Here is a 24,845-nt window from a genome sequence, read left to right as displayed (position 1 = left end):
CACCGCACACAATCATCAGCCGACCAGATAGGTGGCGGTAGCGGTGGCGATATGCAGGCCGTCGTGGTTATGCAGTTCTACGCGCGCGACGGCGACCTTGTTGCCGCTGCGCAGCACGCTGGCGGAGGCGACGAAGTGTTCGCCGCGGCCGGGGCGCAGATAGTCGACGCGCAGATCGATGGTGCCCATGCGCGACAGTTTGGCGGCGATCTCCTCTTCGATCAGCGGTTCCATGCGCGTCAGCACGCCGCCGGCGCAGGCCAGCCCGGCGGCGACGTCGAGCACCGCGGCGATCACGCCGCCATGCAGAATTTCCTGCGCGGCGTTGCCCACCAGCTTGCGCTGGTTGGTGAAGCTCAGCTCGACGTAGTCATCGTCGAAGCGGCGCAGCTCCAGGCCAAGCTCGCGGTTGAACGGCATGTGGTAGACAAAGATTTCGCCGATCTTGCGGCGGGCGGCTTCCAGGGTCAGAGCAGTGGTTGACATAGCGGGGTTCCGTTTTTCTTTTGCGTTTTAAGGGAGCTAACTGGTCAGTCCAGGTTAATGGAATGTTGATTTTATGCTTAACCTTTGTTGCTTTCCAGACTATTCCAATAAAACCGGACCGCGCTGCGGTAAATCCTCCTTTGTGTGTAAAATGGCCTGATTTTTTCCGGGCTTGCCCTTTTTCGTTGGAGTAAGGAGAGGTTATGCGCATTTTGTCAGGGATCGTTTCCGCCACGCTGTTGATGCCGGCGCTGGCATTGGCTGAGGAAGCCAAAGAGCAGCAGATTCACGATAAGCCGACGGTGCGCGGCAGCATTATCGCCAACCTGCTGCAGGAGCACGATAATCCATTCACGCTGTATCCTTACGATCCCAATTACCTGCTGTACACCGACACCAGCGATATCAACAAAGAAGCCATCAAGACGTACAACTGGGCCGACAAGGCGCGCAAGGACGAGGTGAAATACCAGCTTAGCCTGGCGTTTCCGCTGTGGCGGGGCATTGCCGGCGACAACTCGGTGCTCGGCGCGTCTTATACTCAGCGCTCCTGGTGGCAATTGTCCAACCGCGGCGAGTCTTCGCCGTTCCGCGAGACCAACTACGAGCCGCAGCTGTTCGTGGGGTGGGCGACCGATTACCGCTTTGCCGGCTGGACGCTGCGCGATGTGGAAATCGGCGTTAACCATCAGTCTAACGGCCGCTCGGATCCGACGTCGCGCAGCTGGAATCGCGGCTATGCGCGGCTGATGGCGCAAAATGGCAACTGGCAGGTGGATCTCAAGCCCTGGTTCCGCTTCTCGGAGAGCTCGAGCAACGACGACAACCCGGACATCACCAAATACATGGGATACTACCGGTTGAAGGTCGGTTACGCCTGGGGCGACAGTGTGTTCAGCGTCGACAGCCACTACAACTGGAACAGCGGCTACGGCGGCGCGGAACTGGGCTGGAGTTACCCGATCACCCGCAACGTGCGTTTCTATACCCAGGTGTTCAGCGGCTACGGCGAATCGCTGATCGACTACAACTTCCGGCAGACACGGGTGGGCGTTGGTGTCATGCTGAACGATATTATGTAATCATACCCGATGGGTGTGTACCGATGAAAAAATGGGGAAGTGTGTGTCAACCGCAGCAGTGATTAACAGAGAGTTGCTGGCCGAGCAGGTATTGCGCGATACCTTTGGCTACCAGCAATTCCGCCCGGGCCAACAAACGATTATCAACGCCGCGATCGGCGGGCAGGATTGCCTGGTGGTGATGCCGACCGGCGGCGGCAAGTCGCTGTGTTACCAAATCCCGGCGCTGGTGATGGACGGCCTGACGCTGGTCGTTTCCCCGTTGATCTCGCTGATGAAGGACCAGGTCGACCAACTGTTGGCCTACGGCGTTTCCGCCGCCTGCTACAACTCGACGCAAACCCGCGAGGAGCAGCTGGACGTTATGGCCGGCTGCCGCAACGGTACCATCAAGATGCTGTACATCGCGCCGGAGCGGCTGATGATGGAAAGCTTCCTCAGCCTGCTCGATCACTGTCCGCCGGCGATGCTGGCGGTGGATGAGGCGCACTGTATTTCGCAGTGGGGCCATGACTTCCGGCCGGAATATCGCGCGCTGGGTCAGCTGAAACAGCGTTTCCCGTCGATGCCGGTGATCGCGCTGACCGCCACCGCCGACGAGGCCACCCGCGGCGATATCGTGCGCCTGCTGTCGCTGCAGGACCCGCTGGTGCAGGTCAGCAGCTTCGACCGGCCGAACATCCGCTACACGCTGGTGGAAAAATTCAAACCGCTCGATCAGCTGTGGCGCTTCGTGCAGGATCAGCGCGGCAAGAGCGGCATTATCTATTGCAACAGCCGCGCCAAGGTGGAAGACACCGCCGCGCGCCTGCAAAGCCGCGGGCTGAGCGTCGGCGCTTATCACGCCGGGCTGGACAACGATCGCCGCGCCCAGGTGCAGGAAGCGTTCCAGCGTGACGATCTGCAGGTGGTGGTGGCCACCGTCGCCTTCGGCATGGGCATCAACAAACCCAACGTGCGTTTCGTGGTGCATTTCGACATCCCGCGCAATATCGAATCCTATTATCAGGAGACCGGCCGCGCCGGGCGCGACGGCCTGCCGGCCGAAGCCATCCTGCTGTACGATCCGGCCGATATGGCCTGGCTGCGCCGCTGCCTGGAAGAGAAACCCGCCGGGCAACAGCTGGACATCGAGCGCCACAAGCTGAATGCCATGGGGGCGTTCGCCGAGGCGCAAACCTGCCGCCGCCTGGTGCTGCTCAACTACTTTGGCGAAGGCAAGCACGAAAACTGCGGCAACTGCGATATCTGCCTCGATCCGCCCAAGCGCTACGACGGGCTGGAGGACGCGCGCAAGGCGCTGTCCTGCGTGTATCGCGTCGGCCAGCGCTTCGGCCTCGGGTACATCGTGGAAGTGCTGCGCGGCTCCAACAACCAGCGTATCCGCGAATATGGCCACGACAAGCTGCCGGTGTACGGCATCGGCCGCGATCAGACCACCGAACACTGGACCAGCGTGCTGCGTCAGTTGATCCACCTGGGTTTTATCACCCAGAACATCGCCATGCACTCGGCGCTGCAATTGACCGAGGCGGCGCGCCCGGTGTTGCGCGGCGAGGTGGCGCTGCAGCTGGCGGTGCCGCGCATTCAGAGCCTGAAGTCGCGCAGCAGCGCCAACCAGAAATCCTACGGCGGCAATTACGATCGCAAGCTGTTCGCCAAGCTGCGCAAACTGCGCAAGTCGATCGCCGACGAAGAAAACATTCCTCCCTACGTGGTGTTCAACGACGCCACGCTGCTGGAAATGGCCGAACAGATGCCGATCAAGGCCGGCGATCTGCTGAGCGTCAACGGCGTCGGCCAGCGCAAACTGGAGCGTTTCGGCGCGCCCTTTATGGCGATGATCCGCGACCATCTCGACAATGACGAAGACTGAGGGCGATAAATCATGCTAATGCTGTTTCTCACCGTGGCGCTGGTGCATCTGATTGCGCTGATGAGCCCGGGGCCGGACTTCTTTTTTGTGTCGCAAACCGCCGCCAGCCGTTCGCGCCGCGAGGCGATGATGGGCGTGGTCGGCATTTCGCTCGGCATCGTGGTGTGGGCCGGCGTGGCGTTGATGGGGCTGCACCTGATCCTGCAGAAGATGGCCTGGCTGCATCAGATCATCATGGTCGGCGGCGGGATGTACCTGTGCTGGATGGGGTGGCAACTGCTGCGTTCCGCGCGGGCGCAGCAAGCTCCGCCGGCGGCGGAGGCCCAGGTGGCGTTGCCCAAGGCCGGGCGCAGCTTTATTCGCGGCTTCCTGACCAATCTGTCCAACCCGAAAGCGGTGATCTATTTCGGCAGCGTGTTCTCGCTGTTCGTCGGCGACAGCGTTGGCGCCGGAGCGCGCTGGGGGCTGTTCTTGCTGATCGTCGCCGAGACCTTTGTCTGGTTCAGCCTGGTGGCGGTGGTGTTCGCGCTGCCGGCGATGCGCCGCGGTTATCAGCGGTTGGCCAAGTGGATAGACGGGGTGGCGGGCGTGCTGTTTACCGGCTTCGGGTTACACCTGATCTTTACCCGCTGACCGGCAGTGAAATGCCCAAGGCCGAGCAGCGATGCCCGGCCTTTTTTGTCAGGCTTTGCGGGCAGTCGCCAGCAGCCCCGCCACCAGAATGAACAGCGAACCGAACAGTCGGTTGAGCAACTGCATCTGGCGCGGCGTTCTCAGCCAGCCGGCGATGCGCGTCGCCAAAGTGGCGTAACCGATCATCACCAGAATATCCACCACCACGGTGGTGACGCCGAGCACCAGATACTGCTCGGCCTGCGGCTGATTGGGCAAGATGAACTGCGGGAACAGCGCGGCGAGAAACACGATGCTTTTCGGGTTGGTCAGGTTGACCAGCACCGCGCGGCGGAACAGACGGCGGCGCGGCATGCTGCCCGCCAGCGCATGCAGATCCAGCGCGCCGGCGGCGCGCCACTGCTGGATGCCGAGCCACACCAGGTAGGCGGCGCCCAACCATTTCAACAGTTCGAACGCCAGCAGCGATTGCGATATCAGCGCGCCGAGACCGATGCCCACCAGCACGATGTGCGCGCTCAGCCCGACCTGCAGCCCGGCTATCGAGGCGGCGGCGCCGCGATAGCCGTGGCTGATGCCGGTGCTCATGGTATTGATGGCGCCTGAGCCGGGGGAAAGGCTCAGGATAAGCGTGGTCAGCAGATAGGTTAACCACCAGTCCAAGGTCATGGTGCTTCGGCTCCCTGAAAGTGTCGTTTTGTGCCACAATGCGCCGAGGCGGCGCTGTTTTTGTCAGAATTGAATCACAATACGCTAGTATGATTTCTTGTGCCAGCGGTCACATTTTCCGCCGGCCCCACAGGGAAAACGCTCTCGATGACCTCGTTCACTCTCAGCTCCGATGACTGGTTAACGCGTGAAACGCAGTTCGCTGCCTTCGCCACCGGGCCGCTGCTGGATTTCTGGCGGCAGCGCGAAGAAGGCGAATTCAGCGGCGTGGACGGCGTGCCGATCCGCTTTGTGCGCTTCAGTTCTGCGCGGCATCAGCGAGTGGTGGTGGTCAGCCCCGGCCGCATCGAAAGCTACGTGAAATACCCTGAGGTGGCCTACGATCTGTTCCACTGCGGCTACGACGTGGTGATCGTCGATCATCGCGGCCAGGGGCGTTCCGGGCGTTTACTGGCGGATACGCACCGCGGTCATGTGGTAAACTTCGCCGACTACGTGGACGATTTCGAACAGCTGTGGCTGCGCGAGGTCGAATCGCACGGTTATCGGCAGCGCTTCGCGCTGGCGCATTCGATGGGCGGCGCGATCCTGGCGCAGTTCCTGCAGCGCCGGCCGCAGGCGTTCGACGCGGCGGCGTTTTGCGCGCCGATGTTCGGCATCCGGTTGCCGATGCCGGGTTGGCTGGCCGATCGCATTCTCGACTGGGCGGAGACCCGCCCGGCGATCCGCGACTATTACGCGGTGGGCACCGGCCAGTGGCGTCCGTTGCCCTATGTGGTCAACGTGTTGACCCATAGCCGCGAGCGTTACCGGCGCAGCCTGCGTTATTATGCCGATTACCCCGAGCTGCAGGTGGGCGGGCCGACCTACCATTGGGTGCGGGAGAGCATCCGCGCCGGCCGGCAGATTATCGCGCAGGCCGGGAAGATCACCACGCCGCTGTTGCTTTTGCAGGCCGGTGAAGAACGGGTAGTCGACAACCGTTCGCACCAGGCTTTTTGTCAGGCTCTGTCAGACGCGGGGCGCCCTTGCGAAGGGGGGCTCCCGTGGGTTATCAACGGCGCACGCCATGAGATCCTGTTCGAGCGGGACGCGCTGCGCGCCGAAGCACTGAACGCAATTCTGCGCTTCTTTGCTCAACACTTAGGCGGCGCGCTGCCGCCGACAACTCCATCAGAGGTTAGAACATAACGCTATGTATCACGTCGTCGCTTCCGATTTAGATGGCACGCTGCTGTCTCCCGACCATACCCTGTCGCCGTACGCTAAAGAAACGCTGAAGTTGCTGACTCAGCGCGGCGTGCATTTCGTGTTCGCCACCGGCCGCCACCATATCGACGTGGCGCAGATCCGCGACAGCCTGGAGATCAGCGCCTTTATGATCACTTCCAACGGCGCACGGGTGCACAACACCGCCGGCGAACTGATTTTCAGCCACAACCTGGACGGGGATATCGCCCGCGATCTGTACGGCATGCTGCACGACGATCCGGATATCACCACCAACGTCTACCGTAACGACGATTGGTTTACCAACCGCGAAAGCCCGGAGCAGGAAGAGTTCTTCCAGGAGTCGGTGTTCAAATATCAGCTGTTTGAGCCGGGCCTGCTGGAAACCGACGGCGTCTGCAAGGTTTACTTCACCTGTGAAGATCACGAGCGGTTGCTGCAGGTGGAAGACGCCATCAACGCGCGCTGGGGCGATCGGGTCAACGTCAGCTTCTCGTTCCCTACCTGCCTGGAAGTGATGGCGGGCGGCGTGTCGAAAGGGCATGCGCTGGAAGAAGTGGCCAAGATCATCGGCTATACGCTGCAAGAGTGCATCGCCTTCGGCGACGGCATGAACGATCTGGAGATGTTGTCGATGGCCGGCAAGGGCTGCATCATGCGCGACGCGCATCAGCGCCTGAAGGACATGCTGCCGGAGCTGGAAGTGATCGGCTCCAACGTCGATAACGCGGTGCCGCACTACCTGCGCAAGATGTTCCTCTGAAATAACCATTAAATAATAAGGGCGCCTCGCGGCGCCCTTGGCATTACTTGTGCTGGCCCTGCTTCTGCAGGAACTGCACGCCCTTGTCCGGGAAGTCGGTGAACACGCCGTCGACGCCGGCCTGGTTGTAAATCACGTCATACAGCTGGTTCACGTCGGTCACGTACTTCGGCAGCGCATCGGCGCGGATGGTGAACGGATGCACCGCCAGCTTGCTGGCGTGCGCTTCTTTCACCATGTCGGTCAGCACGATGTGGCCCGGCTTGGATTTTTCCGCCACCACCAGCATGTGGTAGTCCGGCCCGATGCCGTCGGCATACTGAGCGATTTTCTTCATCGCGCCCGGTTTGAACATCCAGTCGTAGTCGTATTCCACCCACTTGCCGTCGGCTTTCTGCTCGTAGGTTTCCTGCCAGTCGTTGTAGGCGATCAGCTGCACCAGCTTCAGATCCATGCCCAGCTTCGGCTCCAGCTCGTTCTTGATGCGCTTGAGCTCGTTGGCGTCGAAGCACTGCAGGTAGACGTTGTCGTTCTTGCCGGTGTAGCCGTACTGCTTGAGCACCGCCAGCACTTTACTGGAGATGTCTTTGCCTTCCTGTTTGTGGAACCACGGCGCCTTGATTTCAGGGTAGATGCCGATGTTCTTGCCGGTCGAATGGTTCAGACCCTGCACGAACTCGATCTCTTCCTGGAAGGTGTGCACGCGGAAGTCGGATTTGCCCATCGGGAAGCGGCCAGGGTAGCCCTGCACCTTCTTGCCGTTTTCGATTTCAAAGCCTTCGGTGAACTTCAGCGATTTGATCTCCGCAAGCCGAAAGTCGATGGCGTAATAACGGCCGTCTTTACGCGCGCGGTCCGGGAAGCGTTCGGCGACGTCGGTGACGCGATCGAGGTAATGGTCGTGCAGCACCACCAGCTCGTTGTCCTTGGTCATCACCAGATCTTGTTCGAGATAATCGGCGCCCTGCGCGTAGGCCATCGCCTTCGCCGGCAGGGTGTGTTCCGGCAGGTAGCCGCTGGCGCCGCGGTGGGCGATGACCACTTTGTCCGCCGCCTGCGCGGCGCTGACCATCGAGGTGGCGAGAATGATCCCTGTCAGCAGGGCTTTGACTTGAGTCCGCATTCCGTTTTCTCCGTGTTGTTGGGGGCAGGGTAGTAAAAAGGCCGCAGGGCGGCCTTTAAATCATGCAAAAGTCGTGTGACGCTTAACCGCGCTTGGCGGCGATTTCCGCGTGGTGTTTCTTCTCGTTCAGCATGGTCAGCAGCAGCAGGATGACCGCTGCGATGCTGCCGCCGATCATCACCATGAAGCCGCCGTCCCAACCGAAGAAGTCCACGGTGTAACCGACGATGGCGCTGGCCGCGACCGAGCCGCCCAGGTAGCCGAACAGGCCGGTGAAGCCCGCGGCGGTGCCGGCGGCTTTCTTCGGCGCCAGCTCCAGCGCGTGCAGGCCGATCAGCATCACCGGGCCGTAGATCAGGAAGCCGATGACCAGCATACAGATCATGTCCACGGTCGGGTTGCCGGCCGGGTTCATCCAGAACACCACGGTGGCGATGGTCACCAGCGTCATGAAGAACACGCCGGTGGCGCCGCGGTTACCTTTGAACACTTTGTCCGACATCCAGCCGCACAGCAGAGTGCCCGGGATACCGGCGTATTCATACAGGAAGTAGGCCCAGGAAGACTTGTCCAGCGCGAAGTGCTTCACTTCTTTCAGGTAGGTCGGCGACCAGTCCAGAATGCCGTAACGCAGCAGGTAGACGAACACGTTGGCGACCGCGATGTACCACAGCAGCTTGTTCGGCAGGATGTACTGCATGAAGATCTGCTTGGCGGTCAGCTCTTCTTCGTCTTTTTCGCTGTAGTCGTCCGGATAGTCGTTTTTGTACTCTTCAATCGGCGGCAGGCCGCAGGATTGCGGGGTGTCGCGCATCAGGGCGAAGGCGATCAGGGCCACCAGGATGGCGCCGAAGGCCGGCATGTACAGCGCCGCGTGCCAGTCGTTGAACCAGGCCATACCCAGCAGGAACAGCAGCGGCGGCAGGCCGCCACCCACGTTGTGGGCGCAGTTCCAGATGGAAACGATGCCGCCGCGTTCTTTCTGCGACCACCAGTGCACCATGGTACGGCCGCACGGCGGCCAACCCATGCCCTGGAACCAGCCGCACAGGAACAGCAGAACGAACATCACCGCGATGCTGGAGGTGGCCCACGGCACGAAGCCCATGAACAACATCACCGCCGCCGCCAGGATCAGGCCGGCAGGCAGGAACACTCGCGGGTTGGAACGGTCGGAGACCGAACCCATGATGAATTTGGAGAAGCCGTAGGCGATGGAGATGCCCGACAGCGCGAAGCCGAGGTCGCCGCGGCTGAAGCCTTGTTCGATCAGGTAAGGCATGGCCAGGGTGAAGTTCTTACGCACCAGATAGTAAGCGGCGTAACCGAAGAAGATCCCCAGGAAAATTTGCCAGCGCAGCTTACGGTAGAGCGGGTCTACCTTATCGCTCGGCACACGGGCGATGTGTGCGGCCGGCTTAAAAATACTCAACATGAGCGCCTCCGATGGCTTTATCTGTTATCACATCAATATGACCTTTTACGTTCATTTGATGATTGAGCGGATATCGAATGTGGTGTTTTTGTGTTCCATAACGAGCGCCATTGTCGACAAATACGCCTGGTGTCGCTGTGACGAATGGCGCAATTGTTACACTTTCATGAAACCACGGCGGATTTTGAGCGATTCGTTAACGTTATGAAATAGAAAAACGTCCAAAAATCGTGATTATGATCACATTGATGGTTTTTTGTGGACATTTTTATTTCGTTTTATGTTCGTTCTTGTTCCTTATCAAACAAAGACCCTAATAACCGTGGCTCAATAGGCTCATAACTACCGATCCTGAGGGAGCGACATGAGCAGCTATTTTGACGGCGGCGAAACGGATGTGATCATCATCGGCGGCGGCGCCACCGGCGCAGGCATTGCCCGCGATTGTGCGCGGCGCGGCTTGCGCTGCATTTTGCTGGAGCGTCACGACATCGCCACCGGCGCCACCGGCCGCAACCACGGCTTGCTGCACAGCGGCGCGCGCTATGCGGTGACCGACGGCGAGTCGGCGCGCGAGTGCATCGAAGAGAACCGCATCCTGAAACGCATCGCGCATCACTGTATCGAGCGCACCGATGGGCTGTTCATCACCCTGCCGCAGGACTCGCTGGAGTATCAGCAACAGTTTATCGCCGCCTGTCGCCAGGCCGACATCGACGCCGAAGCGATCGACCCGCAGCTGGCGCTGCGGCTGGAGCCGGCGGCTAATCCGGCGCTGATTGGCGCGGTGCGGGTGCCGGACGGCACCGTCGATCCTTTCCGGCTGACCGCCGCCAACATGCTGGATGCGCGCGAACACGGCGCGCAGATCCTGACTTACCACCAGGTGGTCGGATTGTTGCGCAGCGGCGACCGGGTGACGGGCGTGCGCGTTTACGACCATCAGAATCAGCGGCGCTATGAGCTGCACGCAGCGGTGGTGGTCAACGCCGCCGGCATCTGGGGCCAGCAGATCGCCGAATACGCCGATTTGCGTATCCGCATGTTCCCGGCCAAGGGAGCGCTGCTGATCCTCGGTCACCGCATCAACAACATGGTGATCAACCGCTGCCGCAAACCGGCGGACGCCGACATCCTGGTGCCGGGCGACACCATCTCGCTGATCGGCACCACCTCGACCCATATCGACTACGACCAAATTGACAACATGCTGGTGACCCCGCAGGAGGTGGACATTCTGATCCGCGAGGGGGCGCTGCTGGCGCCCACCCTGGCGCAGACCCGCATTCTGCGCGCCTATGCCGGGGTGCGGCCGCTGGTGGCCAGCGACGACGATCCCAGCGGGCGCAATGTCAGCCGCGGCATCGTGCTGCTCGATCACGCCGCCCGCGACGGGCTGGAAGGGTTTATCACCATCACCGGCGGCAAGCTGATGACCTACCGCCTGATGGCGGAGTGGGCCACCGACAAGGTGTGCGAAAAGCTCGGGGTAAACCGCCCGTGCACCACCGCGCAGGACGCGCTGCCCGGATCCCGTCAGTCGGCGGAGGAAACGGTGCGCAGCGTGGTTTCTCTGCCCGCCAGCATCCGCGGCTCGGCGATTTACCGGCACGGCGATCGCGCCAGCCAGGTGCCGGCGGCCGATCGGCTCGACACCAGCCTGGTGTGCGAGTGCGAGGCGGTGACCGCCGGGGAAGTGCGCTATGCGGTCAATTCGCTGACCGTCAATAACCTGGTGGATCTGCGCCGCCGCACCCGCGTCGGCATGGGCACCTGCCAGGGTGAACTCTGCGCCTGCCGCGCCGCCGGACTGCTGACGCGCTTCAAGGTCAGCACGCCGCAGCAATCCATCGCGCAGCTGTCGCAGTTCCTCAACGAACGCTGGAAAGGCGTGCGGCCGATCGCCTGGGGCGATGCGCTGCGCGAGAGTGAATTTACCAGTTGGGTTTACCAGGGATTATGCGGGCTTGAGGCCCAGGCAGACAAAGAGCAGGAGGCGGATGATGCGATTTGACGTAGTGGTGATTGGCGGCGGCCTGGCGGGCCTGAGCTGCGCCATTGCCGTGGCCGAACAGGGCAAACGCTGTGCGGTGGTCAGTTCCGGCCAGAGCGCGCTCTACTTCTCCTCCGGCTCGCTCGATCTGCTGGCGAGATTGCCGGACGGCACGCCGGTCGAGATGCCACTGGCGGCGCTGCCGCAGCTGGCGCAACAGGCGCCGCAGCATCCGTATTCTCTGATTGGCCCCGGCCGGGTGGCGGCGCTGTCCGCCGCCGCGCAGCGGCTGCTGGAACGCTGCGGGCTGAATCTCCAGGGCGAGGGGGTGAACAACCATCTGCGCATCACGCCGCTCGGCACGCGCCGCGCCACCTGGCTCAGCCCGCAGGCGATCCCGACGCTGCCGCTGACCGGCCAACTGCCCTGGCGGCGCATTGCGGTGATCGGCATCGAAGGGTTCCTCGACTTCCAACCGCAGATGGCCGCCGACGCCTTAAGCCGCGAGCTCGGCGTGCAGACGGACGTGGCCTATCTGCACATGCCGGCGCTGGACAGATTGCGCAATAACCCCAGCGAGTTCCGCGCGGTGAACATCGCCCGGGTACTGGATTTGATGGAAAGCCTGCCGCCGTTGGCTGAAGAGCTGCGGCGGCTGGCGGGCGAGGCCGAGGCGCTCTTCCTGCCGGCCTGTCTGGGCCTGGAGGACGACGCGTCGCTGGCGGTGTTGCAGGATGCGGTCGGCAAGCCGGTCCGACTGCTGCCGACGTTGCCGCCTTCGGTGCCCGGCATGCGCTTGCACCAGGCGTTGCGGCGGCGTTTCCAACAGCTGGGCGGCGTTTTCATGCCGGGCGACAGCGTGCTGCGCGCCGAGTGTGAAGCCGGCCGCGTCACCGGCCTGTATACCCGCAACCACGGCGATATTCCGCTGCGGGCGCAGCAGGTGGTGCTGGCCAGCGGCAGCTTCTTCAGCAACGGGCTGGTGGCGGATTTCGATGAAGTGCGTGAGCCGATCTTCGGGCTGGACGTGCACAGCCGCGCCGATCGCGCCGACTGGAGCCGACGCGAGCTGTTCGCGCCGCAGCCTTACCTGCAGTTCGGCGTGCGTACCGACGGCAGGCTGCGGGCGATGAAGCAGGGAGTGCCGTTCGACAATCTGTATGCCATCGGTGCGGTCGCCGGCGGTTACGATCCGCTGCAGCAGGGCTGCGGCGCCGGCGTGTCATTGATCGGTGCGCTGCACGTTGCGCAGCAGATCGCCGCGGAGGAGAACGCATGAGCCTGCATCAGGATCACAGCTTTGAAAGCTGCATCAAATGTACCGTCTGCACCACCTACTGCCCGGTCGCCAAAGTGAACCCGCTCTACCCGGGGCCGAAACAGGCGGGGCCGGACGGCGAGCGGCTGCGGCTGAAAGACCCGACGCTGTACGATGAAGCGCTGAAATATTGCACCAACTGCAAGCGTTGTGAAGTGGCCTGCCCGTCCGATGTCAAAATCGGCGACATCATTCAGCGCGCCCGCGCCGACTTTGCCCAGAGCAAGCCGACGCTGCGTGACGCCATCCTCAGCCACACCGATATCATGGGATCGCTGTCGACGCCGTTCGCGCCGATCGTCAACGCCGCCACCGGGCTGAAACCGGTGCGCAAGCTGCTGGACAAGGCGCTGAAGATCGATCACCGTCGTGAACTGCCGAAATACTCGTTCGGCACCTTCCGCCGCTGGTACCGGCAACAGGCGCAGGCGCAGCAGCGTTACGCCGAGCAGGTGGCGTTCTTCCACGGCTGCTTCGTCAACTATAACCACCCGCAGCTGGGCAAGGATTTGATCCGGGTGTTCAATGCGCTGGATATCGGCGTGCAGCTGCTGAAGCGCGAGAAATGCTGCGGCGTGCCGCTGATCGCCAACGGGTTTATCGAGCAGGCCAAAAAGCAGGCCAGGGTCAATGCCGAATCGCTGCATGAAACGGTGCTGGAGCGCGGCATTCCGGTGGTGGCCACTTCGTCGAGCTGCACCTTCACCCTGCGTGACGAATACCCTCATCTGCTGGACGTAGACACCACCCCGGTGCGCGATCGGGTGGAGCTGGCTACGCGCTATCTCTATCGTCTGATCAATCAGGGGCGCAGTCTGCCGCTGAAACGCACGCCGCTGCGGGTGGCTTATCACACGCCTTGCCATATGGAGAAGATGGGCTGGACCGCCTACACCCTGGAGCTGCTGCGGCAGATACCGGGGCTGGAGCTGGTGGTGCTGGATTCGCAGTGCTGCGGCATCGCCGGCACCTACGGGTTCAAATCGGAGAACTACGCCACGTCGCAGGGCATCGGCGCGCCGCTGTTCCGGCAGATAGAAGAGAGCGGGGTGGATCTGGTGGTGACCGACTGCGAGACCTGCAAATGGCAGATAGAAATGTCCACCAGCAAACGCTGCGAACATCCGATCACCCTGCTGGCGCAGGCGCTGGCATAAAACGAAAGGGCCGGCAAGCCGGCCCTTTGTGGGATTACTGCTTCAGCTTCAGGGTGGAGATGATGCCTTCGGCTTCGGTCTGCGCCTGCTGCTGATTGTCCGCCGGCAGCGTTACCTGAATGGTCAGCATGTTGTTGTTCAGCGAGCCGATCAGGACGGAAGAATAGGCTTTCTCGCCGCCGCTGGTGATGATGCTGTCCAGCTGACGCAGCGGCACACCGTTGACGTCGAGCGCTTTGTTGGTGATTACCTGCAGGTTGGCGTCACGCGCGCGTTGGGTATTCTCCAAGCGCTTGGCCAGGGTCTCCAGGCTGTCGGCGGTCTTGTCACCCAGGATCACAATCACCGCGCGCTGGCCGGTGCTGTCTGCGTAAACATGCATGTTGTTGGCCTGGTTGCCCAGCTTGCCGCTCTGATCCGCCATGCCGACAGGCAGGGTGAACGCCAGTTTACCGTCCAGCAGGCTCACCTGCTGCCCGGCCGGCGCGCTGGCCGCCGCGCCGTCCGTTGCCGCCTTGGTGTCTTTGGTTTCGCCGTCGCAGGCCGCGAGGCCAAGCGCCAGCAGGCTGATACCCATCAATTTCGCTACTTTACGCATCGGGCTTCCTTCTTCCTTTCCGGTAGGGATTCACTGTCGTATCGCAACCTATTCCAGGTTGAAATGCAAGGCAGATGTTGTCACAAGTTTTTTTCCAGTAATAGCCGATAATCAGCCACTTCGCCTTTCTTTTCCAGCTGAACAATCTGATAGTGGTGGGCGATCAGCATCGTCAGCATGGCGCGGAACCGGTTACGGGTTTTGACCGTCAGTTGGCGATAGCCCTGCGCCCGCGCCCAGCGTTCCTGTTCAGCCAACAAGGCCTGCGCCACGCCGTGGCGACGAAATGCCGGCAACACGCCGCCCAGCCAGCTGTAAAACACCGTTTCCTGCCGTTGATAACCGAGTTTGAAACCGGCCGGTTGCCCGGCTATCTCGGCGATCAACAGGCTGGCGGGGGCGGCGACGATGCGCCGCTGCAGATCGGCCAGGCTATGCAGGCCGCCGAATTCGGGGATGCGTTGGTAAAGGCGGTGGATGTCTTCAAGCGTGGCGGTGCGGACGATTGGGGTCATGAGCGGCCTCCAAAGGATAGGGCCGCCCAGAATAACACGACTCAGCCCGGCTGCAGGCCGCCGCTGCGCGCTGCGATGCGTTTGAGCAGCATGTTCAGCAATACGCCGTACATCGGCAGGAAGAACAGCAGGCAGATCATCACCTTGAAGCTGTAATCCACCAGCGCGATCTCCACCCAGTTGTTGGCCATGAAGGGATCGCTGCTCTTATAAAAGGCGATGAAGAAGAACGCCAGCGTATCGCTGATGTTGCCGAGGAACATCGCCGCCGCCGGCGCCACCCACCAGGCGCTGCGTTGACGCAGGCGGTTGAAGACGTGTACGTCGAGGATCTGGCCGAGCACATAGGCCATAAAGCTGGCGACGGCGATGCGCGCCACGAACAGGTTAAAACTGTTCAGCGCCGCAAAGCCCTGCCATTCTCCCTGATAGGTGACGGTGGAGATCACATAAGAGATGAACAGCGCCGGCACCATCACCGCCAGGATGATGCGCCGCGCCAGCGGCGCGCCGAAGATGCGCACGGTCAGATCGGTCGCCAAGAAGATAAACGGGAAAGTAAAGGCGCCCCAGGTGGTATGGAAGCCGAAAACGGTGATCGGCAGCTGCACCAGGTAGTTGCTGGAGGTAATGATGGCGATATGAAACAGCGAAAGCCAGACCAACGCGGTAAAGCGCTGCTGTGCGGTAAACGAATACATGTTGTAGCCTTTTTAGCAGTGGGGTGAGGGAACCCAGTGTGTCTTGTCAAAACAGCAAAAAACGCTGCGCGGCGGCATGATACGCGTTTGCGCAACCAATGCAATGGTTAAATTTAACGCAAACGTTAACGCATCTTGCGCAGAAAAACTACCGGCGTAAACTAGGCGCTAATGAGATGCGGCGAGCGTTCGCCGATCGTTTTTGAACGAGAAAAATTGCATGACTGACTTATTTGCCCAGGCAGACCAGACGCTCGACGCGCTGGGGCTGCGCTGTCCGGAACCGGTGATGATGGTGCGCAAAACCGTGCGCCATATGGACAACGGCGAAACGCTGCTGATTATCGCCGACGATCCGGCCACCACCCGCGATATCCCGGGGTTCTGCCGCTTTATGGAGCATACGCTGGTGGCGCAGGAGACCGAACAGGTGCCATACCGTTATCTGTTACGTAAAGGCGTCTAACGGCGGCGCGGCCGAGTTAAAAGTTCCCTCCCCCAAATGACAACGGGCGCGGTATGCCGCGCCCGTGTTTGTTTCAGAGCTTAGCTGCGCTTTCTCAATAGCCGCAGCGCGTTGGCGGTGACCAGCGCGGTGGCGCCGGAGTCAGCCAGCACCGCCAGCCACAAACCGGTCAGCCCCAGCAGGCTGGTGATCAGGAAGACCCCCTTCAACCCCAGCGCGATGGTGATGTTTTGCCGGATATTGGCGTGGGTGGCGCGCGAGATGCGGATCATCTCCGCGACGCCCACCAGCCGATTGTGGGTCAGGGCGGCGTCGGCGGTTTCCAGCGCCACGTCGGTGCCGCTGCCCATGGCGATGCCGATGCTGGAGGCTTTCATCGCCGGGGCGTCGTTGATGCCGTCGCCGATCATCGCCGTCGGGCGCAGTTCGCTCAGCTCGGTGACTGCGCTGACCTTATCTTCCGGCAGCAGACCGGCGCGATAGTCGAGGCCCAGCTCGCCGGCGATCGCGGCGGCGGCGCGCGGGTTGTCGCCGGTCAGCATCACGCCGCGAATGCCCAGCGCGTTCAGTTCGGCTATCGCCTGCTTGGCGTCGCCGCGCAGCGTATCGCGCAGCGCCAGCAAGCCGATGGGCGCGCCGTCTTCCAGCACCACCACCGCCGTTTTGCCGGCGTTTTCCAGCTTGTCTACCTGGCTCTGCCATTGGGCGTCGAGCAGGCCCGGCGCCAGCTTGCCCGGCGCGCTGATCAGCACGGTCTTGCCGTCCACGATCCCTTCCACGCCGACGCCGGCCAGCGCGCGGCGCGCCTGCGCCAGCGGCAACTCAGCCCCGCTTGCGGCGGCGCGGTTGATGATCGCCTGCGCCAGCGGGTGATGTGAACCGGCTTCCACCGCGGCGGCAAGCTGCAGCAGCCGCTGTTCGGTGAGCGCGCCGATCGGCAGCACGTCGGTCACCGTCGGCTTGCCTTCGGTCAGGGTGCCGGTTTTATCGAAGGCGATGGTTTGGATCTGGCCCAGTTGCTCCAGCGCCGCGCCGCCTTTAATCAGCGCGCCGCGCCGCGTGGCGGCCGCCAGTCCGGATGTGATGGCCGCCGGCGTTGAGATCACCAGCGCACATGGGCAGCCGATCAGCAGCAGCGTCAGGCCGCGATAGATCCAGGTATCCCACGGCTGCGAGAACAGCAACGGTGGCACCAGGATCACCGCGACGGCCAGCAGCATAATGGCCGGGGTGTAATAGCGGCTGAAGCGATCGAGGAAGCGTTCGATCGGCGCGCGGCGCTCCTCGGCCTCTTCAATCAGCTGCAGGATGCGGTCGATGGCGTTTTTGCCGGGCTCGGATATCACCTTCATCTGCGCCGCCTGATCGACGGACAGGCTGCCGGCGGCCACTTTCTCCCCCTGTTGGCGCTCGACCGGCACCGATTCACCGGTCAGGGCGCTTTCATCGAAGCTGGCGAACGGATTGAGCAGCTCGGCGTCGGCCGGCAGGCGCCCACCGGGCGCGATTTCAATCACGTCGCCGGGGCGCAGGTTGGCGACCGGCACGCGTTTGCGTTCCGTGCCTTGCAGCAGCAGCGCATCTTCCGGCACCAGCTCCATCAGCGCCTTCACCCCGCGCCGTGCGCGGTTGGCGGCGTAGGATTCCAGCAGTTCGCCGACCATAAACAGCAGCAGCACCATCGCCGCTTCGGCGGTGGCGCCGATGAACAGCGCGCCGATGGCCGCCACGCTCATCAGCGTTTCGATGGCAAACGGCGTGCCGGAACGAGTCAAACGCAGCGCCTTGGCGGCGACCGGCGCCAACCCGACCAGCGTGGTGGCGATAAAGGCGATGCGGCCCAGCTCCGGGTTAACCCGATCCAGCACCCAACTGACCACCATCAGGGTGGTTAACAGCAGCAGCGGCGCGAATTCGCCGAAGCGTGAGGTTTTCGGCGCGGCGGCTTTGGCGGTCTGAGCGCCGAGCAGGGTAAAGCCGGCTTGGGCGACCGCATCCTGGATCCGCAGGCTGATGTCGGACTGCGCGTCGACCACCAGTTTCTCGGTGGCGAACAACACGCGCGCGCTGTCGACGCCGGGGAGTGCGGTGACGGCATTTTCGATTTTCTTGGCGCAGCTGGGGCAGTCCATGCCGGTGACTTTCCAGCTGAAACGTTGGCTGCCGGAAGGGGGAGCGGCGGCCAGCCTGTCGCTTTCCTCGTCCGGATCGTCGGGCGCGGCGGTGCAGCAGCCGCTATCGCCATGATCGTGATGATGGTGGGCGTGTTCGGCCTGTGCGGTGGCGTTTTTCGGTTCGCTGCTGCAGCCGTGCTGAGTTTTGCTGTGGCTGTGGTTGCAGCCGCATCCGCCTTCGGCGTGGTGATGTTCCTGATGATTATGGTTTTGCTGATTGTGCATAACGTCCCCCTGCGGGCTGTTAAACGGGTTTGCTCAACTGACTCTACACCCTGGAGTCCACTCCAGAGTCAAGCGCCGGATGAGAATTATTGCTAACGGCGTTCAAGCGTAGAAAGGGGGGTATTCATTCAATAATGAATAATGCGGATTTTAATCTATCGGCTTTTCTTATCCCCTATTGGGGCGAAAAGGCTCGCTGCCGTTAGTTTAAATAAGAAAATAATATTCCTATAGAAACTAAAAAATCGCCCGACCTAATAATAAAGAGTTATTAATCTATAACGCTTTAGCGAAATTTACCTTTTCCCCTGAGTAAAGCCAGCATGATTCGCTTGAGTCTGCAGGCCGCATTGCTATTGAAGTTTGGTGCCAACTTATCCTCATCAAGTTTCATTTGCTTTGTAAAGAACTCTAAAAAGCAGCATAACAAACTTTCGTTGCGATAATAAATGGTTGATTATTTTATGTGCAGTTTTGCGACCCTGCCTATAATTGGAATCGATTACCATTTTTAATGGTGATCTTATTTGCTGATATATATGCATTAATTCTACCTAACACACTGCCGGTAACGGCGCATAAGCCCCTTCCAGCAAGCTTAAGGTTTATTAACCGTGGCTTACGGGGAGGTTATGTCTATCTGTCTGATTGATATCAATCAGGTAATGAGTGGAATCGAACCAATGCAATCTACTAAAAAGGCAATTGAAATTACTGAATCCAGCCTTGCGGCCGCGGCAACCGGCTACGATGCTGTAGATGACCTGCTGCATTATCATGAGCGGGGTAACGGGATTCAGATTAATGGCAAGGATTCATTTTCTAACGAGCAAGCTGGGTTGTTTATTACCCGCGAGAACCAAACCTGGAACGGTTACAAGGTATTTGGCCAGCCGGTCAAATTAACCTTCTCCTTCCCGGACTATAAGTTCTCTTCCACCAACGTCGCCGGCGATACCGGGCTGAGCAAGTTCAGCGCGGAACAGCAGCAGCAGGCTAAGCTGTCGCTGCAGTCCTGGGCCGACGTCGCCAATATCACCTTCACCGAAGTGGCGGCCGGTCAAAAGGCCAATATCACCTTCGGCAATTACAGTCAGGATCGTCCCGGCCACTATGATTATGGTACCCAGGCCTACGCCTTCCTGCCGAACACCATTTGGCAGGGCCAGGATTTGGGCGGCCAGACCTGGTACAACGTCAACCAATCCAACGTGAAGCATCCGGCGACCGAAGACTACGGCCGCCAGACATTCACCCATGAGATTGGCCATGCGCTGGGCCTCAGCCACCCGGGCGACTACAACGCCGGTGAGGGCAACCCGACCTATAACGACGTCACCTATGCGGAAGATACCCGCCAGTTCAGCCTGATGAGTTACTGGAGTGAAACCAACACCGGTGGCGACAACGGCGGTCACTATGCCGCGGCTCCGCTGCTGGATGACATTGCCGCCATTCAGCATCTGTATGGCGCCAACCTGTCGACCCGCACCGGCGACACCGTGTACGGCTTTAACTCCAATACCGGTCGTGACTTCCTCAGCACCACCAGCAATTCGCAGAAAGTGATCTTTGCAGCCTGGGATGCGGGTGGCAACGATACCTTCGACTTCTCCGGTTATACCGCTAACCAGCGCATCAACCTGAATGAGAAATCGTTCTCCGACGTGGGCGGCCTGAAGGGCAACGTCTCGATCGCCGCCGGTGTGACCATTGAGAACGCCATTGGCGGTTCCGGCAACGACGTGATCGTCGGCAACGCGGCCAACAACGTGCTGAAAGGCGGCGCGGGTAACGACGTGCTGTTCGGCGGCGGCGGGGCGGATGAACTGTGGGGCGGTGCCGGCAAAGACATCTTTGTGTTCTCTGCCGCCAGCGATTCCGCACCGGGTGCTTCCGACTGGATCCGCGACTTCCAAAAAGGGATCGACAAGATCGACCTGTCGTTCTTCAATAAAGAAGCGAATAGCAGTGATTTCATCCACTTCGTCGATCACTTCAGCGGCACGGCCGGTGAGGCGCTGCTGAGCTACAACGCGTCCAGCAACGTGACCGATTTGTCGGTGAACATCGGCGGGCATCAGGCGCCGGACTTCCTGGTGAAAATCGTCGGCCAGGTAGACGTCGCCACGGACTTTATCGTGTAACACAGCAACGGAACGCCCGGCGCAGTCTCGGCCGGGCGTGACGCGGGAGCCCGGTATGAAAGGTACTTTAGCGCGCACCGCTTTGGCGGCGGGTGGCATGATGGTGACGAGTGCGGTGATGGCCGGCAGTTTGGCATTGCCGACCGCGCAGTCGCTGGCGGGACAATGGCAGGTGGCCGACAGCGAACGGCAATGCCAAATCGAGTTTCTGGCGCATGAACAAAGCGAGACCAACGGCTATCAGCTGGTGGATCGGCAACAGTGTTTGCAGAGCGTGTTTGCGGCGGAAGTCGTGGGCTGGCGCCCGGCTCCGGACGGCATCGCCCTGCTGCGGGCGGATGGCAGCACGCTGGCGTTCTTCTCGCGCGACGGCGATCTGTACCGCAATCAGCTGGGTGCGGATGATGCTCTGACGTTGAAAGCGCTGGCTTGATGAAGAAACGGGTTCGGCGCGCCGAACCCGCGGTAGGTCTCTACAGGTAGAGCGAACGCACGATCAGGAAGTGGCCGGAGAAATAACAGAAAGCCACGATGGCGTCCGCCGCGCGGAAGGTGAAGCGGTAGCGGTTGAGCAGCCAAACCACGTTGGCCAGCAGCAGCAGCGAGGTGCCGGTCAGCAGCGAGAAGCCGAAATCGGTGCTGCGCAGGAAATATTGTTCGCCCGCCAGCCAGACCATCAGCAGCGTCATCGCCACGTAGGTAACGATCGGCCAGCGCATCTCTTCCAGCCGGGTCCAGACGGTGGCCAGCAGCAGTGCGCCGATCGCCAGCAGCGCCAGCGGCAGCGGCCAGAACAGGCTGAACGTCATCTGGCTGGCGAAACTCAGGGTGTACAGCAGGTGGGACAGGAAAAAGGCGCCGATGGCATACAGCACCCGTTCGCGCGGCAACAGGAGCAATGCGTCGCCGATCAGCGTCGCCAGCAGGCCGAGTACGATCAGATAACCCGCAGCGCTGAGCACCGGCGCCTGCCAGGCCAACAGCAGCAGCAGCAGCAGCGTGACGGGTTTGAACACCCAGCGCTGCCAGCGCGGTCCACGGTAAGAGGCGTCGACGAACAGCCAACCGGAAAAGAATACGGCAAGGAACGGCCAACTCATTTATGTCTTCCTTATGTATGAGGGAGCCGCAACCACCGGCTCCAAACTGTCACCCATGTCACTTCTTCATTTCAGTGTAGGTAGCCTGCCGGCGATCGACAATGCTTTCTTGAGAATGCTATGTTTACGCTGATTTAGCCGCGAAGGAAATGGGAAACCGATGAGTAAGCCACCGTTATTTTTTGTCGCCGTGATTGCGCTGATCGCCGTGCTGGCCACGCAACGCTACTTCAAGCAGCGGCAGCAGGAGGCGGAAAACGATCGCGCGCCGATGCGCAGTCTGCAGGTGACGGTGAGCGACAAACGCGCGGTGCCGGTCACCAAGACCCGCGCGCCGCAGCGCGAGCCGTTGGTCAATGAACCGATGAATTACGAGGTGGTGTTCAGCCCGGTACAGGGAGGTGAAGACATCCAGCTGCGGCTGAAGCAATGGCAGTACAACCCGATAGAAAAGGGCGCGCAGGGCACGTTGAACATGCAGGGCACGCGCTTCGTCTCGTTCACCGCTCAGCCGTAGCGGTCACTTCTTCTTGATGGGCGGCTGTTTCTTTTGCCAGGCCAGCAGCTCGAACACGCCAAAGATAAAGATCTTGGCCTCTTGCCAGTAGCTGATCGGCTGATCCTTCGGCTGGGTGGATTTCAACAGCACCAGCTGCAGGCCGTGCATCACCACCATAAAGAACAGCGCCACGTCGATGAAATACTTCAGCGGCTTGGGAAACGGATGGAACAGGTTAGAGAGCAGGAAGCCCCACACGCACAGCATCAGCAGGCGGCCCAGATTAATCAACATGGTCGGTTTTCTCTTGCGAACGAATATAAAGGCGATAGGCCACCTGGCCGGCGACCTTCTCCCGGTGCAGCTGCCAGCTGGCAGGCACGTCCGCCGCGGCGCTTTCCGCCTCGGCTTCTACATAGATCCAGGCCTCGTCGGCCAGCCAGCCGCGTTGCTCCAGCAACAGGGCGGTCTCCGCCAGCAGGCCTTTGCGAAACGGCGGGTCGAGGAACACCACGTCGAACGGTTGGCCATCGCCCGCCAGCCAGCTCAGCGCGTTGGTGTTGATAACCACCCCTTTGCCCTGCAGCAGCGCCAGATTTTTTTCCAGCTGCTGCGCCACCGGCCGTTCGAATTCGAGCAGCGTGGCGCTGCCGGCATAGCGCGACAGCGCTTCCAGCCCCAATGCGCCGCTGCCGGCGAAACAGTCGAGGCAGCGCGCGCCCTGAATCACCGGCGCCAGCCAGTTGAACAGGGTTTCGCGTACCCGATCGGTGGTGGGGCGCAGCCCCGGGCTGTTCGGCACCGGGAGTTTGCGACCGCGCCATTGGCCGCCGATGATGCGGATCTGTCCGGCTGCGGCCTGGGGCGGTTTTTTGGCCGCCGCCCGTGGCGAGAGTCTTGTCATAAGCGTTGTTTGGTTTCTTTCGCGGCGCGGGGCCGCCGAGGTTAACGAAAAGTTGTCCCTATTCTACCGGTGACGGGCGTCGGGGGGAACGGTAAAACGTTGTTGTCTGATTTCACGCCGGAAAGCATGCCGGATGCGTGTTGCTGGGCGAGGGAAAGTGATAGACTCGGCGGATTATTGTCAGCATATATCCTTCAGGTATGGAGGGTAAGCGAGCCTTCGGTACGGAGTAGAGTCATAACATGGCAAAAGATAAGAAACGTGGGTTTTTCTCCTGGCTGGGGTTTGGCCAGAAGGAGAAGGAAGAAGATCAACAGCAACCTGAGCCGTCGGTAGAGCAGGCGGAACCTCAGGCCGCGGAGACGCCGGCTGAACCGGTCACCGCCAAGCTGGACGACAAGCTCCCCGCCCAGGAATCTGAACCTGCCGCCTCCGTCGACACCCCGGGAGAGTGGGATAACGGTCAGGCCGGCGAGCAAATCGCGGAAAATCTGCCGGCAGCGGCCGAGCATCCGGCGGCGCAAGCGCTGGCCGAAGAGATCGTCAGCGTCACCGAACAGGTGGCGGCGCAGCAGCAACCTGTTACCGAACCCGAGCCGGTCGTCGAACCCGAGCCAGTCATCGAACCTGAGCCGGTCGTCGAACCCGAGCCGGTCGTTGAGCCTGAGCCGGTCGTTGAGCCTGAGCCGGTCGTCGAACCCGAGCCGGTCATCGAGCCCGAGCCGGTCATCGAATCTGAGCTGGTCGTTGAGCCAGAGCCGGAAGCGGAAGAAGAGCCGCTGGAACCCGTCGTGCCGGCCGCTGCGCAAGAGCAGGAGCGCCCGACCAAAGAGGGCTTCTTCGCGCGCCTGAAGCGCAGCCTGCTGAAGACCAAGCAGAACCTCGGCTCCGGCTTTATGGGGCTGTTCCGCGGTAAAAAGATCGACGACGACCTGTTCGACGAGCTGGAAGAACAGCTGCTGATCGCCGACGTTGGCGTGGACACCACGCGCAAGATCATCACCTCCCTGACCCAGCACGCCAGCCGCAAGCAGCTGAAAGACGCCGAAGCGCTGTACGGCAAGCTGAAGGAGGAAATGTCCGAAATTCTGGCCAAGGTCGATCAGCCGCTGGATGTCAGCGGGAAAACCCCGTATGTCATCCTGATGGTCGGCGTGAACGGCGTGGGTAAAACCACCACCATCGGCAAGCTGGCGCGCCAGTTCCAGGCGGAAGGCAAGTCGGTGATGCTGGCGGCGGGGGACACCTTCCGCGCCGCGGCGGTGGAGCAGCTGCAGGTGTGGGGTGAACGCAACCGCATTCCGGTGGTGGCGCAGCATACCGGCGCGGATTCCGCTTCGGTGATCTTCGATGCGGTGCAGGCCGCCAAGGCGCGCGGCATCGATGTGTTGATCGCCGATACCGCCGGCCGTCTGCAGAACAAATCGCACCTGATGGAAGAGCTGAAGAAGATCGTCCGCGTCATGAAAAAACTGGACGACCAGGCCCCCCATGAGGTTATGCTGACGCTCGATGCCAGCACCGGCCAGAATGCGGTCAGTCAGGCGAAATTATTTAATGAGGCCGTGGGCTTAACCGGCATCACGCTGACTAAACTGGACGGTACCGCCAAGGGCGGGGTGATCTTCGCCATCGCCGATCAGTTCGGTATCCCGATCCGCTATATCGGCGTCGGGGAAGGCATCGAAGATTTGCGGCCGTTTAAGGCTGACGATTTTATTGAGGCACTTTTTGCCCGAGAGGATTAATAC

24 protein-coding genes are annotated in these 24,845 nt (G+C 61.2%); 13 read left to right on the top strand and 11 right to left on the bottom strand.

What is annotated here, in order from left to right; genetic code table 11:
* Positions 1 to 15 precede the first annotated feature (15 nt).
* On the bottom strand, positions 16 to 486 hold the full coding sequence (locus MMS95_RS17600; RefSeq protein ID WP_004934267.1) for a thioesterase family protein: 471 nt from the start codon (positions 484 to 486) through the stop codon (positions 16 to 18).
* Between the two features lie 203 nt (positions 487 to 689).
* Here MMS95_RS17600 and pldA point away from each other — a divergent pair, with 203 nt between their 5' ends.
* The 3 genes from pldA to rhtC are packed head-to-tail and all read left to right on the top strand — an operon-like array spanning position 690 to position 4,077.
* A complete protein-coding gene (gene pldA, locus MMS95_RS17595; RefSeq protein WP_015376269.1) occupies positions 690 to 1,568 on the top strand; it encodes a phospholipase A in 879 nt (292 codons plus the stop codon).
* A 43-nt stretch (positions 1,569 to 1,611) separates the two neighbouring features.
* Positions 1,612 to 3,444, top strand: coding sequence for an ATP-dependent DNA helicase RecQ (gene recQ, locus MMS95_RS17590; RefSeq protein WP_031300091.1), 1,833 nt, complete (start codon positions 1,612 to 1,614; stop codon positions 3,442 to 3,444).
* Between the two features lie 12 nt (positions 3,445 to 3,456).
* The gene (rhtC, locus tag MMS95_RS17585) at positions 3,457 to 4,077 is read left to right on the top strand and encodes a threonine export protein RhtC (RefSeq protein ID WP_048326581.1); all 621 of its coding nucleotides are present in this window, start codon (positions 3,457 to 3,459) and stop codon (positions 4,075 to 4,077) included.
* Between the two features lie 48 nt (positions 4,078 to 4,125).
* Here the strand turns inward: rhtC and rhtB are convergent, their stop codons facing one another.
* Positions 4,126 to 4,746, bottom strand: a complete 621-nt coding sequence (rhtB, locus tag MMS95_RS17580) for a homoserine/homoserine lactone efflux protein (RefSeq protein WP_004934282.1) — start codon at positions 4,744 to 4,746, stop codon at positions 4,126 to 4,128.
* Positions 4,747 to 4,893: 147 nt separating this feature from the next.
* Between rhtB and pldB the strand changes: the two genes are divergently transcribed.
* Both pldB and yigL read left to right on the top strand, forming a co-directional pair.
* Positions 4,894 to 5,937: a lysophospholipase L2 gene (pldB, locus tag MMS95_RS17575; protein WP_015376271.1), complete on the top strand. Its 1,044-nt coding sequence runs from the start codon at positions 4,894 to 4,896 to the stop codon at positions 5,935 to 5,937.
* 4 nt (positions 5,938 to 5,941) lie between these two features.
* Positions 5,942 to 6,739: a sugar/pyridoxal phosphate phosphatase YigL gene (gene yigL / locus MMS95_RS17570; RefSeq protein WP_004934290.1), complete on the top strand. Its 798-nt coding sequence runs from the start codon at positions 5,942 to 5,944 to the stop codon at positions 6,737 to 6,739.
* 43 nt (positions 6,740 to 6,782) lie between these two features.
* Here the strand turns inward: yigL and glpQ are convergent, their stop codons facing one another.
* Positions 6,783 to 7,862: a glycerophosphodiester phosphodiesterase gene (glpQ, locus tag MMS95_RS17565; RefSeq protein WP_156866368.1), complete on the bottom strand. Its 1,080-nt coding sequence runs from the start codon at positions 7,860 to 7,862 to the stop codon at positions 6,783 to 6,785.
* 82 nt (positions 7,863 to 7,944) lie between these two features.
* On the bottom strand, positions 7,945 to 9,297 hold the full coding sequence (glpT, locus tag MMS95_RS17560; protein ID WP_015376273.1) for a glycerol-3-phosphate transporter: 1,353 nt from the start codon (positions 9,295 to 9,297) through the stop codon (positions 7,945 to 7,947).
* Positions 9,298 to 9,661: 364 nt separating this feature from the next.
* On the opposite strand from glpT, the gene glpA reads away from it, so the two are divergent.
* The 3 genes from glpA to glpC are packed head-to-tail and all read left to right on the top strand — an operon-like array spanning position 9,662 to position 13,765.
* Entirely contained in the window at positions 9,662 to 11,311 is a 1,650-nt protein-coding gene (glpA, locus tag MMS95_RS17555; protein WP_015376274.1) for an anaerobic glycerol-3-phosphate dehydrogenase subunit A, read from the top strand.
* Positions 11,301 to 12,569 (top strand): glycerol-3-phosphate dehydrogenase subunit GlpB, encoded by a 1,269-nt coding sequence (gene glpB / locus MMS95_RS17550; protein WP_015376275.1) that lies wholly within the window; start codon positions 11,301 to 11,303, stop codon positions 12,567 to 12,569. The genes glpA and glpB overlap by 11 nt, the downstream gene beginning before the upstream one ends.
* Positions 12,566 to 13,765, top strand: a complete 1,200-nt coding sequence (glpC, locus tag MMS95_RS17545) for an anaerobic glycerol-3-phosphate dehydrogenase subunit GlpC (RefSeq protein ID WP_242142018.1) — start codon at positions 12,566 to 12,568, stop codon at positions 13,763 to 13,765. Before glpB ends, glpC begins: the two co-directional genes overlap by 4 nt.
* Before the next feature lie 34 nt (positions 13,766 to 13,799).
* Here the strand turns inward: glpC and MMS95_RS17540 are convergent, their stop codons facing one another.
* The 3 genes from MMS95_RS17540 to MMS95_RS17530 all read right to left on the bottom strand — a co-directional run bounded on the left by MMS95_RS17540 (position 13,800) and on the right by MMS95_RS17530 (position 15,579).
* Positions 13,800 to 14,363 (bottom strand): DcrB family lipoprotein, encoded by a 564-nt coding sequence (locus MMS95_RS17540; protein WP_015376277.1) that lies wholly within the window; start codon positions 14,361 to 14,363, stop codon positions 13,800 to 13,802.
* A gap of 80 nt (positions 14,364 to 14,443) precedes the next feature.
* The gene (locus MMS95_RS17535) at positions 14,444 to 14,878 is read right to left on the bottom strand and encodes a GNAT family N-acetyltransferase (protein ID WP_242142016.1); all 435 of its coding nucleotides are present in this window, start codon (positions 14,876 to 14,878) and stop codon (positions 14,444 to 14,446) included.
* A gap of 41 nt (positions 14,879 to 14,919) precedes the next feature.
* Positions 14,920 to 15,579, bottom strand: coding sequence for a 7-cyano-7-deazaguanine/7-aminomethyl-7-deazaguanine transporter (locus MMS95_RS17530; RefSeq protein ID WP_004934310.1), 660 nt, complete (start codon positions 15,577 to 15,579; stop codon positions 14,920 to 14,922).
* 220 nt (positions 15,580 to 15,799) lie between these two features.
* On the opposite strand from MMS95_RS17530, the gene tusA reads away from it, so the two are divergent.
* Complete coding sequence (gene tusA, locus MMS95_RS17525) at positions 15,800 to 16,045, top strand: sulfurtransferase TusA (RefSeq protein WP_004934314.1); 246 nt, start codon at positions 15,800 to 15,802, stop codon at positions 16,043 to 16,045.
* Between the two features lie 80 nt (positions 16,046 to 16,125).
* Here the strand turns inward: tusA and MMS95_RS17520 are convergent, their stop codons facing one another.
* A complete protein-coding gene (locus MMS95_RS17520; RefSeq protein ID WP_242142014.1) occupies positions 16,126 to 18,444 on the bottom strand; it encodes a zinc/cadmium/mercury/lead-transporting ATPase in 2,319 nt (772 codons plus the stop codon).
* A 683-nt stretch (positions 18,445 to 19,127) separates the two neighbouring features.
* On the opposite strand from MMS95_RS17520, the gene MMS95_RS17515 reads away from it, so the two are divergent.
* Together MMS95_RS17515 and MMS95_RS17510 are read left to right on the top strand one after the other, a co-directional pair.
* Complete coding sequence (locus MMS95_RS17515) at positions 19,128 to 20,591, top strand: serralysin family metalloprotease (RefSeq protein ID WP_021504810.1); 1,464 nt, start codon at positions 19,128 to 19,130, stop codon at positions 20,589 to 20,591.
* 55 nt (positions 20,592 to 20,646) lie between these two features.
* Positions 20,647 to 21,024, top strand: coding sequence for an AprI/Inh family metalloprotease inhibitor (locus tag MMS95_RS17510; protein WP_004934320.1), 378 nt, complete (start codon positions 20,647 to 20,649; stop codon positions 21,022 to 21,024).
* 40 nt (positions 21,025 to 21,064) lie between these two features.
* Here MMS95_RS17510 and MMS95_RS17505 read toward each other — a convergent pair whose 3' ends face one another.
* Positions 21,065 to 21,691, bottom strand: a complete 627-nt coding sequence (locus MMS95_RS17505) for a lysoplasmalogenase (protein ID WP_015376282.1) — start codon at positions 21,689 to 21,691, stop codon at positions 21,065 to 21,067.
* A 160-nt stretch (positions 21,692 to 21,851) separates the two neighbouring features.
* On the opposite strand from MMS95_RS17505, the gene MMS95_RS17500 reads away from it, so the two are divergent.
* On the top strand, positions 21,852 to 22,208 hold the full coding sequence (locus MMS95_RS17500) for a DUF2500 domain-containing protein (protein WP_015376283.1): 357 nt from the start codon (positions 21,852 to 21,854) through the stop codon (positions 22,206 to 22,208).
* A 3-nt stretch (positions 22,209 to 22,211) separates the two neighbouring features.
* Here MMS95_RS17500 and MMS95_RS17495 read toward each other — a convergent pair whose 3' ends face one another.
* Both MMS95_RS17495 and rsmD read right to left on the bottom strand, forming a co-directional pair.
* Positions 22,212 to 22,484 (bottom strand): DUF1145 family protein, encoded by a 273-nt coding sequence (locus MMS95_RS17495; RefSeq protein WP_004934327.1) that lies wholly within the window; start codon positions 22,482 to 22,484, stop codon positions 22,212 to 22,214.
* Positions 22,474 to 23,094 carry a 16S rRNA (guanine(966)-N(2))-methyltransferase gene (gene rsmD, locus MMS95_RS17490; RefSeq protein ID WP_015376284.1) on the bottom strand — a complete coding sequence of 207 codons (621 nt, stop codon included), beginning with the start codon at positions 23,092 to 23,094 and terminating at the stop codon, positions 22,474 to 22,476. The genes MMS95_RS17495 and rsmD overlap by 11 nt, the downstream gene beginning before the upstream one ends.
* Positions 23,095 to 23,336: 242 nt before the next feature.
* Between rsmD and ftsY the strand changes: the two genes are divergently transcribed.
* Complete coding sequence (gene ftsY, locus MMS95_RS17485) at positions 23,337 to 24,842, top strand: signal recognition particle-docking protein FtsY (protein ID WP_242142012.1); 1,506 nt, start codon at positions 23,337 to 23,339, stop codon at positions 24,840 to 24,842.
* Positions 24,843 to 24,845 lie beyond the last annotated feature (3 nt).

This window comes from Serratia sp. PGPR-27 (assembly GCF_022678525.1).
Lineage (GTDB): Bacteria > Pseudomonadota > Gammaproteobacteria > Enterobacterales > Enterobacteriaceae > Serratia > Serratia nematodiphila.
The sequence above is the reverse complement of the archived record's forward strand: the minus strand, read 5'-3'. Positions and strand labels throughout refer to the sequence as shown.

Bases quoted from the DNA above. Each gene is read 5' to 3' on its own strand.
- MMS95_RS17600 (WP_004934267.1), bottom strand. From the start codon at position 486: ATGTCAACCACTGCTCTGACCCTGGAAGCCGCCCGCCGCAAGATCGGC.
- pldA (WP_015376269.1), top strand. From the start codon at position 690: ATGCGCATTTTGTCAGGGATCGTTTCCGCCACGCTGTTGATGCCGGCG.
- rhtC (WP_048326581.1), top strand. From the start codon at position 3,457: ATGCTAATGCTGTTTCTCACCGTGGCGCTGGTGCATCTGATTGCGCTG.
- rhtB (WP_004934282.1), bottom strand. From the start codon at position 4,746: ATGACCTTGGACTGGTGGTTAACCTATCTGCTGACCACGCTTATCCTG.
- pldB (WP_015376271.1), top strand. From the start codon at position 4,894: ATGACCTCGTTCACTCTCAGCTCCGATGACTGGTTAACGCGTGAAACG.
- yigL (WP_004934290.1), top strand. From the start codon at position 5,942: ATGTATCACGTCGTCGCTTCCGATTTAGATGGCACGCTGCTGTCTCCC.
- glpQ (WP_156866368.1), bottom strand. From the start codon at position 7,862: ATGCGGACTCAAGTCAAAGCCCTGCTGACAGGGATCATTCTCGCCACC.
- glpT (WP_015376273.1), bottom strand. From the start codon at position 9,297: ATGTTGAGTATTTTTAAGCCGGCCGCACACATCGCCCGTGTGCCGAGC.
- glpA (WP_015376274.1), top strand. From the start codon at position 9,662: ATGAGCAGCTATTTTGACGGCGGCGAAACGGATGTGATCATCATCGGC.
- glpB (WP_015376275.1), top strand. From the start codon at position 11,301: ATGCGATTTGACGTAGTGGTGATTGGCGGCGGCCTGGCGGGCCTGAGC.
- glpC (WP_242142018.1), top strand. From the start codon at position 12,566: ATGAGCCTGCATCAGGATCACAGCTTTGAAAGCTGCATCAAATGTACC.
- MMS95_RS17540 (WP_015376277.1), bottom strand. From the start codon at position 14,363: ATGCGTAAAGTAGCGAAATTGATGGGTATCAGCCTGCTGGCGCTTGGC.
- MMS95_RS17535 (WP_242142016.1), bottom strand. From the start codon at position 14,878: ATGACCCCAATCGTCCGCACCGCCACGCTTGAAGACATCCACCGCCTT.
- MMS95_RS17530 (WP_004934310.1), bottom strand. From the start codon at position 15,579: ATGTATTCGTTTACCGCACAGCAGCGCTTTACCGCGTTGGTCTGGCTT.
- tusA (WP_004934314.1), top strand. From the start codon at position 15,800: ATGACTGACTTATTTGCCCAGGCAGACCAGACGCTCGACGCGCTGGGG.
- MMS95_RS17520 (WP_242142014.1), bottom strand. From the start codon at position 18,444: ATGCACAATCAGCAAAACCATAATCATCAGGAACATCACCACGCCGAA.
- MMS95_RS17515 (WP_021504810.1), top strand. From the start codon at position 19,128: ATGCAATCTACTAAAAAGGCAATTGAAATTACTGAATCCAGCCTTGCG.
- MMS95_RS17510 (WP_004934320.1), top strand. From the start codon at position 20,647: ATGAAAGGTACTTTAGCGCGCACCGCTTTGGCGGCGGGTGGCATGATG.
- MMS95_RS17505 (WP_015376282.1), bottom strand. From the start codon at position 21,691: ATGAGTTGGCCGTTCCTTGCCGTATTCTTTTCCGGTTGGCTGTTCGTC.
- MMS95_RS17500 (WP_015376283.1), top strand. From the start codon at position 21,852: ATGAGTAAGCCACCGTTATTTTTTGTCGCCGTGATTGCGCTGATCGCC.
- MMS95_RS17495 (WP_004934327.1), bottom strand. From the start codon at position 22,484: ATGTTGATTAATCTGGGCCGCCTGCTGATGCTGTGCGTGTGGGGCTTC.
- rsmD (WP_015376284.1), bottom strand. From the start codon at position 23,094: ATGACAAGACTCTCGCCACGGGCGGCGGCCAAAAAACCGCCCCAGGCC.
- ftsY (WP_242142012.1), top strand. From the start codon at position 23,337: ATGGCAAAAGATAAGAAACGTGGGTTTTTCTCCTGGCTGGGGTTTGGC.